Origin of the sequence: Pseudomonas sp. Irchel s3h17 (assembly GCF_900187505.1) — a bacterium.
In the GTDB taxonomy this organism is placed as follows: Bacteria; Pseudomonadota; Gammaproteobacteria; order Pseudomonadales; family Pseudomonadaceae; genus Aquipseudomonas.
In genome coordinates this window covers 64565-77440 of record NZ_FYDL01000004.1, presented here as the reverse complement: position 1 = coordinate 77440, position 12876 = coordinate 64565, and the positions used below count along the sequence as shown (strand labels likewise).

The 12876-nt window shown below is 61.5% G+C and carries 14 protein-coding genes; 11 read left to right on the top strand and 3 right to left on the bottom strand.

What is annotated here, in order from left to right:
• Positions 1–188: 188 nt before the first annotated feature.
• Positions 189–1097 (top strand): 50S ribosomal protein L3 N(5)-glutamine methyltransferase, encoded by a 909-nt coding sequence (gene prmB, locus CKW25_RS06365; RefSeq protein WP_095078344.1) that lies wholly within the window; start codon positions 189–191, stop codon positions 1095–1097.
• A 147-nt stretch (positions 1098–1244) separates the two neighbouring features.
• On the opposite strand, the gene CKW25_RS06360 is transcribed toward prmB, so the two are convergent.
• Both CKW25_RS06360 and CKW25_RS06355 read right to left on the bottom strand, forming a co-directional pair.
• On the bottom strand, positions 1245–2036 hold the full coding sequence (locus tag CKW25_RS06360) for a hypothetical protein (RefSeq protein WP_095078343.1): 792 nt from the start codon (positions 2034–2036) through the stop codon (positions 1245–1247).
• A gap of 99 nt (positions 2037–2135) precedes the next feature.
• Positions 2136–3146: an alpha/beta hydrolase gene (locus tag CKW25_RS06355; protein ID WP_095078342.1), complete on the bottom strand. Its 1011-nt coding sequence runs from the start codon at positions 3144–3146 to the stop codon at positions 2136–2138.
• A 79-nt stretch (positions 3147–3225) separates the two neighbouring features.
• Here CKW25_RS06355 and aroC point away from each other — a divergent pair, with 79 nt between their 5' ends.
• From aroC to mtnC, 5 genes are all read left to right on the top strand, one after another.
• On the top strand, positions 3226–4317 hold the full coding sequence (aroC, locus tag CKW25_RS06350) for a chorismate synthase (protein WP_095078341.1): 1092 nt from the start codon (positions 3226–3228) through the stop codon (positions 4315–4317).
• A 28-nt stretch (positions 4318–4345) separates the two neighbouring features.
• The gene (locus tag CKW25_RS06345; RefSeq protein ID WP_172736425.1) at positions 4346–5497 is read left to right on the top strand and encodes an MFS transporter; all 1152 of its coding nucleotides are present in this window, start codon (positions 4346–4348) and stop codon (positions 5495–5497) included.
• Complete coding sequence (locus CKW25_RS06340; RefSeq protein WP_095078340.1) at positions 5494–6120, top strand: methylthioribulose 1-phosphate dehydratase; 627 nt, start codon at positions 5494–5496, stop codon at positions 6118–6120. The genes CKW25_RS06345 and CKW25_RS06340 overlap by 4 nt, the downstream gene beginning before the upstream one ends.
• A 93-nt stretch (positions 6121–6213) precedes the next feature.
• A complete protein-coding gene (locus CKW25_RS06335; protein ID WP_095078339.1) occupies positions 6214–6759 on the top strand; it encodes an acireductone dioxygenase in 546 nt (181 codons plus the stop codon).
• 4 nt (positions 6760–6763) lie between these two features.
• Complete coding sequence (gene mtnC, locus CKW25_RS06330; protein ID WP_095078338.1) at positions 6764–7447, top strand: acireductone synthase; 684 nt, start codon at positions 6764–6766, stop codon at positions 7445–7447.
• A 55-nt stretch (positions 7448–7502) separates the two neighbouring features.
• Here mtnC and CKW25_RS06325 read toward each other — a convergent pair whose 3' ends face one another.
• Complete coding sequence (locus CKW25_RS06325; RefSeq protein ID WP_095078337.1) at positions 7503–7781, bottom strand: DUF3509 domain-containing protein; 279 nt, start codon at positions 7779–7781, stop codon at positions 7503–7505.
• A gap of 417 nt (positions 7782–8198) precedes the next feature.
• Between CKW25_RS06325 and CKW25_RS06320 the strand changes: the two genes are divergently transcribed.
• The 5 genes from CKW25_RS06320 to speE all read left to right on the top strand — a co-directional run bounded on the left by CKW25_RS06320 (position 8199) and on the right by speE (position 12852).
• Positions 8199–10037, top strand: coding sequence for a long-chain-acyl-CoA synthetase (locus CKW25_RS06320; protein ID WP_095078336.1), 1839 nt, complete (start codon positions 8199–8201; stop codon positions 10035–10037).
• A 97-nt stretch (positions 10038–10134) separates the two neighbouring features.
• Positions 10135–10653: an ankyrin repeat domain-containing protein gene (locus CKW25_RS06315; RefSeq protein ID WP_095078335.1), complete on the top strand. Its 519-nt coding sequence runs from the start codon at positions 10135–10137 to the stop codon at positions 10651–10653.
• Between the two features lie 262 nt (positions 10654–10915).
• Entirely contained in the window at positions 10916–11446 is a 531-nt protein-coding gene (locus tag CKW25_RS06310) for a hypothetical protein (RefSeq protein WP_095078334.1), read from the top strand.
• 72 nt (positions 11447–11518) lie between these two features.
• A complete protein-coding gene (locus tag CKW25_RS06305; RefSeq protein WP_095078333.1) occupies positions 11519–11710 on the top strand; it encodes a PLDc N-terminal domain-containing protein in 192 nt (63 codons plus the stop codon).
• A gap of 266 nt (positions 11711–11976) precedes the next feature.
• On the top strand, positions 11977–12852 hold the full coding sequence (gene speE, locus CKW25_RS06300; protein WP_095078332.1) for a polyamine aminopropyltransferase: 876 nt from the start codon (positions 11977–11979) through the stop codon (positions 12850–12852).
• Positions 12853–12876 lie beyond the last annotated feature (24 nt).

Sequence of the window (12876 nt, the reverse complement as noted above, 5' to 3'; positions counted from 1 at the left end):
GTTCTGTGAACCGCTACCATCGTAGGCACCGTCGTTGCTGGCCTGCAGCCTCTCAAGAGCTGGGCGGATGTTCAATACAAAAGCTGAAAATACGGATTAATCCTACTTCGGCGCCTTTGATTTTCTTGCATCGTCGGTGCCGGTCAAGACTGGTAGAATCGCCAGTCGTTTTTTCAGGAGTCTACCCCGTGATCACTTCCCGTCTGCGCACGTTGCGCGACCATATTCGTTGGGCCGTCAGTCGTTTTCATGGGGAGGATCTGTTTTTCGGCCATGGGACCGACAACGCCTGGGACGAAGCCCGACAGCTGGTGCTGGGTGCGTTGCACCTGCCCTGGGAAATCGCCGACAGCTATCTGGACTGCGCGCTCGAAGAAGACGAACTGGTCAATCTGCAACGGTTGCTCAAGCGGCGTATCGACGAGCGCATCCCGACCGCCTACCTGTTGGGTGAGGCCTGGTTCTGCGGCATGTCGTTCATCGTCGACGAGCGTGTCTTGATCCCGCGTTCGCCGATTGGCGAGCTGATCGAAAACCGCTTCACGCCGTGGCTGGGCACCGAACCGGCGCGCATTCTCGACCTGTGCACCGGTTCCGGTTGCATCGGCATTGCCTGCGCCTACGAGTTCCCGAAGGCCGAAGTGGTGCTGGCGGACCTGTCGTTCGAAGCGCTGGAAGTGGCTAATCAAAATATTGAGCGCCATGGCGTCGATGAGCGGGTGTACACCGTTCAGGGCGATGGCTTCGACGGTTTGCCCGGGCAGCGTTTCGACCTGATCGTGTCCAACCCGCCCTACGTGGACGCCGAGGACTTTGCCGATATGCCGGACGAGTACCAGCACGAGCCGGAACTGGGCCTGGCCTGCGGCGACGATGGCTTGAACCTGGTTCGGCGGATGCTGGCCGAGGCAGCCGATCACTTGACCGAGAAAGGTTTGTTGATCGTTGAAGTGGGCAACAGCCAGGTGCACGTCGAGGCGTTGTACCCGGAAGTCGACTTCGCCTGGCTGGACTTCGAGCGAGGCGGCCATGGCGTGTTCATGCTCAGCGCCGAGCAGTGCCGTGAGCACCAGGCGCTGTTTGCTGCCAGGATTTAACACGGTCAACGTGGCGAGTGAGCTTGCTCCCGCTCGAGTGCGAAGCGCTCGCAATCCTGTTATCTCATTGCTGAGACAGAGGGGGCTGCTGCGCAGCCCAGCGGGAGCAAGCTCCCTCGCCACAAAAATCACCGCGACCAGCGGTTTCTAGCGGTGCGTAGCAATCCAGATCAGCAATCCCGCCTGGAACACCGAAAACGCCACCAGGCAGGTGATGGTGAAGCGCAGCCCGGTGTCTTCACGTTTGTACTGGCTGACTTTCTCTTCTTGCTTTTGCAGTTTGACTTCCTGTTCGGCCAGGTTCTGCTCGGCTTGCTGCAGCATCTGCGCGGCTTCGAGGATCTCCACGAACTGCAGCTTTTCGGCGTTCCAGTCGGCTAGCAGGTCGCCGACCTTGCCGGCCTTGACGCTGCCTTTCAAATGCTGGGCATCGGCGTAGATCACATCAAAACCGTGTACTCGCAGGAAGTGATCGCGGCGCAGGCGGGTGTCTTCGTTGAGGGCGTCCTTGTTGTTCAGGTCGACGCCGTCAAAGGTGTAGCTCGACCATTTCTTCTTGGCCCAGGTGATGCCCTGGGCCGCCAGGAAGCGCCCAATGCCGCGGTTCATCGGCTCGACCTGCAGGCCGTTGGCTGGCTCGAAGTGCACACGTCGGGCCTCGTGATCAACCCAGACATCCAGGTGGTTCTGCTCTTTGCGCACCCGCTGGCCGGGCAGGGTGATGCTCATGCGTAGCAGGCTGCGCTCGTGGTTGTTGCGCTCGGCATAGCCGAACTCCACAAAGCGCAATGGCCGCCCGCCGGTCGCCCGGTCGGTTTTCAGCGGCGCCAGGCGCAGCATGCTGTGGTGCTCGGGCTGGACGTCCGGCCACGGCAGCTCAACCGCGTCTGTGGCCGTTGCTGCTGGCGAGGTGTCGGGTGAATTCTGGGTATCAGTCATAGCGGTGAGGTCCTGTCCAAGCGCTGCTTGTCGACCGTTCATCAACGGTCGACATCGGCTTATCGGCCGCTTTTTCCAGGACTGGAGGGTAAAACCGGCTTAACTGGGACGAAGTCCGCCAATAAAGCTGAGAATGCGCGAGCCAAGCTCGGCGGCCAGGGGCAGTTGCGGGTCCTTGTAGGAGGCCACTTGCCGCTTGACGTCGATGGGCACGATACGCATCACGTGGTTCATGCCCTCGATCACTGCCAACTCAGCGTCGGGTTTGGCGGCCTTGAGCATCTGCGCATCACCGACACTCACCTGGATGTCGTGGCTGCCCTGGACGATCAGTGCCGGCATTTTCAGCCTGGCGAAGGCCGCGGCCGGGTCCTGGCGAAACAGGCTGATCAGGTAAGGTTGCACGCTGGGGCGGAAGATCACTTGCAAGGCGGACGGGACATTGTCATCCACCTGCCCGGCCTTGAGGCTGTCCAGCAGTTCGTTACTGCGCAGCATCAGCTGCGGGGGCAAGCGGTAACTCAACTGCTGGCGCAGGATCTGGTCCACCGGCCTGGCACTGCCGGCCACGGAGATCAGCCCGGCGGCATCCACCTGGGGCGCGGCGAGCGTGGCAATCAGCGCACCTTCGCTGTGCCCCAGCAGGATCAACGGCCCCAGGCGTGGGTCGGTCTTGAGTTTCTGGCCCCAGGCCACGGCGTCCGCCACGTAGGCCTCAAGGGTCAGGTCGCGTTCGTCCGGGGTGGCCGCCAGGCTCGCCGCCACGCCACGCTTGTCGTAGCGCACGCTGGCGATGTTGTGTTTGGCCAGCACCCAGGCCAGGCGCTTGAGGCTGTCGTTTTTGCCGCCTTCCGGGTTGTTGCCATTGCGATCCGTCGGGCCCGATCCGGAAATGATCAGCACCACCGGCACCGGGGCGTCGGATTTTGGCAGCAACATCGAGCCGAACAGCTCGCCGTTGCCGGTCTCCAGGCTGATGGGGCGTTGCAGGACGGTGGCCTGGACCACACTGGAAAGCAGGCCGGTAAACAGGGTAAGGCTCAAGGCTATTACTCGAAGCATTATCTCGCCATCATTCACAAGGTGTCGGTTGGACTCACGGGCACCGATAAGGTTCGAGGATGAACTACTTGGTGAGCCTGCGTATACTGGCGCGCACTTAGTTCAGCGATTTCACGGAGCGCCCTGCATGTCCGGCAATACCTACGGCAAGCTGTTCACTGTCACCACCGCGGGCGAAAGCCATGGTCCGGCGTTGGTCGCCATTGTCGACGGCTGCCCGCCGGGCCTCGAGTTGTCCCTGGATGACCTGCAGCGCGACCTGGACCGGCGCAAGCCGGGCACCAGCCGCCACACCACCCAGCGTCAGGAAGCCGACGAAGTCGAAATCCTCTCCGGCGTGTTCGAAGGTCGCACCACCGGGTGTTCCATTGGCCTGTTGATCCGCAACACCGACCAGAAGTCCAAGGACTACTCGGCGATCAAGGACCTGTTCCGCCCGGCCCACGCCGATTACACCTATCAGCACAAATACGGCGAGCGCGACTATCGCGGTGGCGGCCGCAGCTCCGCCCGCGAAACCGCCATGCGCGTGGCCGCCGGGGCGATTGCCAAGAAATACCTGGCCACCCAGGGCATCGTGATCCGTGGCTACATGAGCCAGCTTGGCCCGATCGAAATCCCGTTCAAGACCTGGGACTCGGTCGAGCAGAACGCGTTTTTCAGCCCGGATCCGGACAAAGTGCCCGAGCTTGAGGCGTACATGGATCAGCTGCGCCGCGACCAGGATTCGGTCGGCGCGAAGATCACCGTGGTGGCCGAAGGCGTGAAGCCGGGTCTGGGCGAGCCGATCTTCGACCGCCTCGATGCCGAACTGGCTCACGCGCTGATGAGCATCAACGCGGTCAAGGGCGTGGAAATCGGCGCCGGTTTCGCCAGCGTGGCCCAGCGCGGCACCGAGCACCGCGACGAGATGACCCCTGAAGGGTTCCTCAGCAACAACGCCGGCGGCATCCTGGGCGGCATTTCGTCTGGCCAGCCGATCGTTGCGCACCTGGCCCTCAAGCCGACGTCGAGCATCACCACGCCGGGCCGTTCGATCGATATCCACGGCAACCCGGTGGAGGTGATCACCAAGGGCCGTCACGACCCGTGCGTCGGCATTCGTGCTACCCCCATTGCCGAGGCCATGATGGCGATCGTGCTGATGGACCACCTGCTGCGTCATCGCGGGCAAAACGCCGACGTGCGCGTCAGCACTCCGGTGCTGGGCCAGCTGTGAAGCCATGCCCTGACGTCGCTGCGGTCTGATGGCCGTGGCGGCACTCCCGTACTGGCGGCTCTCCAGCTTTTATCTGTTCTATTTCGCCTTGCTCGGTTCGACCGCGCCGTTCCTGGCGCTGTATTTCGATCACCTGGGTTTTTCCGCTGCGCGCATTGGCGAGCTGGTGGCGATTCCGATGCTCATGCGCTGCGTCGCGCCCAATATCTGGGGCTGGCTCGGTGACTACACCGGCCGGCGCCTGGCCATCGTGCGCTTCGGTGCGGTCTGTACGCTGCTGACGTTCTCGCTGATCTTCATCAGCAAAAGCTACGCCTGGCTGGCGATGGTCATGGCCCTGCATGCGTTTTTCTGGCACGCGGTGTTGCCGCAGTTCGAAGTCATCACCCTGGCGCATTTGCAGGGCCAGGCCGCGCGCTACAGCCAGATCCGTTTGTGGGGCTCGATTGGCTTCATCATCACCGTGGTGGCGTTGGGGCGGCTGTTCCAGTGGCTGAGCCTGGACATCTACCCGGTGGCGCTGGTGCTGATCATGGCCGGGATCGTCGTCAGCAGCCTGTGGGTGCCGAACGCGCAGCCGGCGCAAGGCAATCGCCCGGCCGGGGAGGGTTTCCTCAAGCAACTGCGCAGCCCCGGCGTATTGGCGTTTTACGGGTGCGTGGCGCTGATGCAGATGAGCCATGGGCCCTATTACACTTTCCTGACCCTGCACCTGGAACATCTGGGCTATAGCCGCGGCGTGATCGGCCTGCTCTGGGCCCTGGGCGTAGTGGCCGAAGTCTTGGTGTTCTTGTTCATGAGCAGGATCCTGGCGCGGTTCTCGGTGCGCCGGGTGCTGATGGCCAGTTTCCTGCTGGCGGCCTTGCGCTGGGTGTTGCTGGGTTCATTCGCGGAATTTTTGTGGGTGCTGCTGTTCGCGCAAATACTGCACGCGGCGACCTTTGGCAGCTTTCACGCCGCTGCCATCCATTTCGTGCAACGTAGTTTCGGCGCCCGCCAGCAAGGGCAGGGCCAGGCGTTGTACGCGGCACTGGCCGGCACCGGCGGTGCATTGGGCGCGTTGTATTCGGGTTACAGCTGGAACGCCCTGGGCGCCACCTTGACCTTTAGTATTGCCAGTCTCGCAGCCCTGGCTGCAGCCGTTATCATTGCCACACGCATGCAAGAGGACAGGCCATGAGCCTTACCCGTGAACACCTCGCCCGGCAAATCATCGACGCCGGGCGTTTTCTCTATGGCCGCGGCTGGTCGCCGGCCACCAGCAGCAACTACTCGACGCGGCTGTCGGCCAACGAAGCGCTGTTGACCGTTTCCGGCAAGCATAAAGGCCAACTGGGCCTGGATGACATGCTGGCCACCGATCTGGCGGGCAACAGCCTGGAGCCGGGCAAGAAGCCATCCGCTGAAACCCTGTTGCACACTCAGCTGTACAGCTGGCGCCCGGAGATCGGCGCGGTGCTGCACACCCACTCGGTGAATGCCACGGTACTGTCGCGCCTGACGCCCCAGGACTGCATCGAGTTTGAAGACTACGAACTGCAAAAAGCCTTCAGCGGCGTTTCAACCCACGAGTCGCGCGTGCGGGTGCCGATCTTCGACAACGATCAGGACATTGCCCGCCTGGCGGCCAAGGTGCAGCCTTGGCTGGACGCTCACCCTGAGTGTGTCGGCTACCTGATTCGCGGGCATGGCCTCTATACCTGGGGTGCCGGCATGAGCGATGCCTTGCGCCAGATCGAGGCCTTTGAATTTCTGTTCGAGTGCGAGCTGAAAGTGCGCTCGCTGACCCACCGTCAAGGCTGACTTCACTGAAGTCGCCCACCGCCTGATGAACCGCGCTGCCCAACCGGTCTGTAGAAAAACGGACGGCAGCGCCGCTAACGAGGAATTGCCAGCATGAGCAGCTTGTCTGTTTACCACGTCTCAAGCCCGGACCTGCCAAACAAGGTCCTGACCCACTTTGACGACATCGCCTCGACCCTGGCCGGGCAGGGTGTGCGCTTTGACCGTTGGCAAGCGGCGGCGAAGATCCAGCCCGGCGCCAGCCAGGAAGAGGTGATTGCGGCCTACCAGGTGCAGATCGACCAGTTGATGACCGAGGGCGGCTACGTCACCGTCGACGTGATCAGCCTGAACAGTGATCACCCGCAAAAAGCCGAACTGCGGGCCAAGTTCCTTGAGGAGCACCGGCATGGTGAAGACGAAGTGCGGTTTTTCGTGGCCGGACGTGGCCTGTTCACCCTGCACATCGATGACTACGTGTACGCGGTGCTGTGCGAGAAAAACGACCTAATCTCGGTCCCGGCTGGCACCCGGCACTGGTTCGACATGGGCGAGCACCCGCACTTCGTGGCGATCCGCCTGTTCAACAATCCCGAAGGCTGGGTGGCCAACTTCACCGGCGACGACATCGCCGGCCGCTTCCCGCGCCTGGAGGATTGAGCACATGACCATCAAAGCCATTCTGACTGACATCGAAGGCACCACCAGCGCGGTGAGCTTTGTGTTCGATGTGTTGTTCCCCTATGCCGCCCAGCACCTGCCGGCGTTTGTCCGCCAGCAGGCGCAACGCGCGGACGTGGCCCTCCAGCTGGACGCGGTGCGCCAGGACAGTGCCGAGCCCGATGCCGATGTGGAGCGCGTCATCGAGATTCTGTTGGGCTGGATCGCCGAAGACCGCAAGGCCACGCCGCTCAAGGCGTTGCAAGGCATGGTCTGGGAGCAGGGTTACCAGGCCGGGCAGTTGAAGGGGCATGTGTACCCGGACGCCGTGGACGCGCTGAAACGCTGGCACGACGCAGGGTATCAACTGTTTGTTTATTCCTCGGGATCGATCCAGGCGCAGAAGCTGATCTTCGGCTGTTCGGAGGCGGGCGACCTGACACCGCTGTTCAGCGGTTACTTCGACACCACGTCCGGCCCCAAGCGTGAAGCGCAGTCCTACCAGCGCATTGCCCAGGCCATCGGTTGTGAAGCGGCGCAGATCCTGTTCCTGTCCGACATCGTGCAGGAACTCGACGCCGCCCGCGAGGCCGGCATGGCCACCCGCGGCCTGGTGCGCGAAGGGGGGGAGCTGGCGGGGCATGTGAGCGTCACGACCTTTGCCCAGATCGATCCGGCGCACCTGTGACGTAAAAAGGGCGGCCAGGCGCAACGCCTGGCCACCCAACGGGAAGCGGTACTGCTCAGGCCGAATAATAGGTCGGCAAGGCGAAGCGCTGCTGGCTCTGCAGCATGGAAATCTGCGGCAGTTCGCTGGCCTGTTCGGCCAGGTCGCGACGTATGGCGCTGATCGCCCAGGACAGTTGATCGCCGGCATGCAACTGCGCATAGGAAATCGAACGCTTGAACTCTCTGCCGTCGCTGCTGCGCAAGGTCAGCAATATGCCGCCGTCGGGACGCTCCTGCGTCGTGACGTCGAAGTGGGAAAACAGCGAGGAAAACTTCTCTTGGATCAGGTCCATGTCTATCAGCTCCGTGTGTGCATGAAGGGCCACGTGGAGTGATAGCTGCACCGATTGTGCCAGCATTCTGTTTTTATAAAACCTATATAAATCAATAGGTTAATAAAGTCTCTGATTTTTGGTTTCGTGCATTTTGCATGAGTGGCCATCGTGCATCCTGCATTTTGCGCGGAGCGCGGCGGGCGCTGTGATTCATTCCCGCGTGATTGCCGGTGACACTCTCCCGGATACAAAACATTTCAAAAACCGCGTGTACAGCGACAGAACCGCTGGCGTACTTTTTGGCCTGCAGCCAGGTGTCCGAGGGTTTTCCTGTCGTTTTCCGTACCGGGATGAAGTTGCCCGAACACCCCGTCATGCATGTTCGCCCGACAATAACAAAACAGGCCCGACGCAGTGGGTCATACGGGAGCAACCATGAGCAGCACGCACAAGGACATGATTACCTGGGGCATGATGCTCCGTAAGCTACCGTCCATCGTCAAAGCCCTGCCACGGGTGGTCAAGGGGCTCAAAGTCGCCAACGTCAAGCAGCCGGACCAGCCCTGCGGCCTGGCGTTTACCTTTGAGCAGGCGACGCAGCGCAATCCCGGGGGGGCGGCGTTGCTGCACGGCACGGTCACCCTCAGTTATGCCCAGGCCAACCAGTGGGCCAACCGGATCGCCCATCACTTGCATGCCCAGGGTATCGGCAAGGGCGACGTGGTCGGGATCTTCATCGAGAACCGTCCGGAACTGCTGGTCACGGTACTGGCCGTCGCCAAGCTCGGCGCCATCAGTGCCATGCTCAATACTTCGCAAACCCAGCAGGCGCTGGTGCACAGCGTGAATCTGGTCAACCCGGTGGCCATCGTGGTCGGCGGGGAATTGGTCGAGGCCTATTCGGCGATTCGTGACCGGGTGTCGATCGATGCCGCCAGGACCTGGTGGGTGGCTGACCAGGATACGTCCCGGGACCCCGGCCAGGCGCCAGCCGGCTTCATCAACCTGATGCGCGTCAGTGCCGATGGCTCAAGCGAAAACCCGCTCAGCAGCCAACAGGTGTACCTCGACGACCCGTGCTTCTATATCTACACCTCCGGCACGACCGGGTTGCCCAAGGCCGGCGTGTTCAAGCACGGTCGCTGGATGCGCTCGTCCGCCAGCTTCGGCATGATCGCGCTGGACATGGGTCCCGGGGACATCGTCTATTGCACCTTGCCGCTGTACCACGCCACGGGGCTGTGCGTGTGTTGGGGGTCGGCGATCAACGGCGCGTCGGGCTTTGCCATTCGGCGCAAATTCAGCGCCAGTCAGTTCTGGAACGATGTACGTAAATACCGGGCGACCACCATCGGTTACGTCGGTGAGTTGTGCCGTTATCTGATCGATCAACCGGCCAGCGCCGACGACCGTGACAACCAGGTGGTCAAGATGGTCGGCAACGGCCTGCGCCCCGGCGTCTGGAGCGAGTTCAAGCAGCGCTTCGGGATCAACCACATTTGTGAGCTGTATGCCGCCAGTGACGGCAACATCGGCTTCACCAACATCCTGAATTTTGACAACACCATCGGTTTTTCGCTGATGTCCTGGGAGTTGGTCGAATACGCCCACGACGGTTGCGCGCCGATCCGCAACAGCAAGGGCTTCATGCAGAAGGTCGGCAAGGGCCAGCAAGGCCTGTTGCTGGCAAGGATCGATGACAAGGCGCCGCTGGACGGTTACACCGACCCGCAGAAAACCGAGAAGGTCGTGCTCCATGATGTGTTTGAAAAAGGCGACCGCTACTTCAACACCGGCGATCTGCTGAGGAACATCGGCTTCGGCCATGCTCAGTTCGTCGACCGTCTTGGCGATACCTACCGTTGGAAGGGGGAGAACGTCTCGACCACCGAGGTCGAAAACATCCTGCTGCAGCATCCGCATATCGCCGAAGCGGTGGCCTACGGCGTAGAAATCCACAACACCAACGGTCGGGCCGGCATGGCCGCCATCACGCCGGCCGAATCCCTGGCCACCCTGGATTTTGGCGAGTTGTTGAGTTTTGCCCGGGCGCAAATGCCGGCGTATGCCGTGCCGTTGTTTTTGCGGGTGAAAGTGAAAATGGAAACCACCGGGACCTTCAAGTACCAGAAGACCCGCCTCAAGGACGAAGCCTTCGATCCGGGGAAAACCGGCGACGATCCGATCTACGCCTGGTTGCCGGGCTCTGACACCTACGTGCAAGTCACCGAACAGGTGTTGGCGGATATCCATGGCGGCAAGTTTCGTTATTGATTCTGGCTATGGTCGCGGGAGAGAAAAAAGGGGTGACAGGTGCAAGGCCGCTTGAGGACACTAGCGGCTTTACGATTGACCGAATGTGGAGCCCTCAATGTCAGACAAATCCCGCCAGATGACCCCGGAAGAAGCCGCGGAGTTTGCCGAACAGGTATTCAACAAGGCCCGCGACGGCGACGCGGCGATGCTCGCCGCACTGCTGAGCAAGGGCCTGCCACCGAATCTGCGCAACCACAAGGGTGACACCTTGCTGATGCTGGCCGCCTATCACGGTCATGTCGATGCCGTGAAAGTGTTGCTGGAGCACAAGGCCGATCCGGAAGTTCGTAACGACAATGGCCAAAGCCCGATTGCCGGGGCTGCCTTCAAGGGCGACCTGGACATGGTCAAGGTGCTGGTCGAAGGCGGTGCCGAGGTAGAAGGTTCGTCCTTTGACGGGCGCACGGCGTTGATGATGGCGGCGATGTTCAACCGCCCGGCCATCGTCGACTACCTGATCAGCCAGGGGGCCGACCCCAAGGCCAAGGACGCCAACGGCATCACCGCACTGGAAGCGGCCAGGACCATGGGCGCGACCGACACCACGGCGCAGTTGCAGAAACTGCTGGGCTGATCACTTTACTGGCGTGAGTGAGATTTTGTGGTGAGGGAGCCTGCTCCCGCTGGGCCGGGCTGGCGCTCCAGCGCGAAGCTACCCTGAGTTCTGAAACCCGGTGGTATCTGACACTCCGAGTGTTCCCGTTTACGGCTGCTACGCACCCGAGCGGGAGCAAGCTCCTTCGCCACGGGTAGGTGCCCTGACTTCTGGTCTCGGTATCTGCCTTGGAGTGCGTTATCCTTCGCGCCCTGACATTCCCCTCGCTACAGGATCCGCCATGAAAGCCGCACTCATCGAACTCATCAGCAAAATCAGCTCCGGCTGCATGAGCGAGGCGCAGATTGTGCAGATCGCCGACGAAGCCACCCAGGCTTACGCCGATCCAGACGCCTTCCTGACGGCCAATCCGGATATCAACTACGACGACACGTTCCCGATTCCACTGGGTGAGTGGGTGGTGGTGGGCAGTTTGCCGGACACCGTGCTGTTCCAGGCCGACACCTACATGGACCTATTCGCCCAGATCGTCGCTTCGTTCGGCCCCGATGTGGCGTTCAACATCAAGCCCAAGCAACTGGCCAAGACCGAAGCGCTGACGGCGCTCAACCGTATCCAGATTCAGATGGGCAGCATGAACCCGGAAAACGGTGGCTACACCCTGGTGAACCTCAGTCAGCCGCTCGATGACGAGATCCAGGCCGTGCTGGTCTTCGGCCGAGACGTGGAGCGGGTACTGGAACTGTGTGCCGAGGCCGGCATCAGCGCGGCGCCGTCCCTGGAAGCATTGAAGGTCGCGATCCACGTTTAACGCGCAATAAAGCGGAGCCCTCGCAGGACCCGGCTATCCTGAGGGGGAATGCCTTCTTTCGGGAGCGACACCATGGGTTCCACCTTCAATAGCCTGGTTGGCCTGATTATCCTGGCGCTGGATATCTGGGCGATCCTCAACGTGTTCAAAAGCAACGTCGGGGCCGGGACGAAAATCATCTGGGTCGTGGTGATTCTGGTGCTGCCAGTGCTGGGCTTGATCATCTGGGCTATCGCGGGGCCAAGAGGCAACGTGAGGATCTGACGGCGCCCATTTTTCCTGTGAGAGCGGGCGTGCCCACGAAGAGCGATAACGCGGTTCCACAGATAAACCGCAGTGTCTGCATCGCGAGCAAACCGGCACCCGCCTTGGCCGTTTGCACATTGGAATGGTCTTCTGCCTGACTAAGGTTCGACCTGTCATGTTCCGCGTCGTAGAATGCGCGCCTTTGCTGGCCAATCGAGCTGATCGATCGGCCATCATGGGCGGGTAACCGTCCGTTGCCACCAGCATTCACCGGGGGACTTCCCATGAGCACCAACACGACCAACGAGTACCTGGAAACCCTCTACGAAGGCTACGGCCAGCGTTTTCGCATGGACAAGCTGCTGCACGAAGTGCGTACCGAGCACCAGCACCTGGTCATTTTCGAAAACCCGCGCATGGGTCGGGTGATGGCGCTGGACGGTGTGATCCAGACCACCGAAGCCGATGAGTTCATCTACCACGAGATGCTCACCCACGTCCCGATCCTCGCCCACGGCACTGCCAAGCGCGTGCTGATCATTGGCGGTGGCGACGGTGGCATGCTGCGCGAAGTGGCCAAGCACCGCAGCGTCGAGCACATCACCATGGTCGAAATCGACGGTACCGTGGTCGATATGTGCAAGGAGTTCCTGCCGAACCACTCCAAGGGCGCCTACGATGACCCGCGCTTGAACCTGGTGATCGACGACGGCATGCGGTTTGTGGCCACCACCCAGGAAAAGTTCGACGTGATCATCTCCGACTCCACCGACCCGATCGGTCCGGGTGAAGTCCTGTTCTCGGAGAACTTCTACCAGGCCTGCCACCGTTGCCTGAACGACGGCGGCATTCTGGTGACCCAGAACGGCACGCCATTCATGCAACTGGGCGAAGTCCAGACCACCGCCGGTCGCTTGCGTAGCCTGTTTGCGGACTGGCACTTCTATCAGGCGGCCGTCCCGACCTACATCGGCGGCGCCATGACTTTTGCCTGGGGCGCGAAAAACACCGCCTACCGCAAACTGTCCCGCGAAACCTTGCAGCAGCGCTTCGCGGGCAGCGGCATCGTCACCCGTTACTACAACCCGGAAATCCACATCGGCGCCTTCGCCTTGCCGCAATACGTGCTGCAAGCGGTGAACAAGCCAAGCAATGATTAAGCGGTAATGATGAAAAAGGGCCTT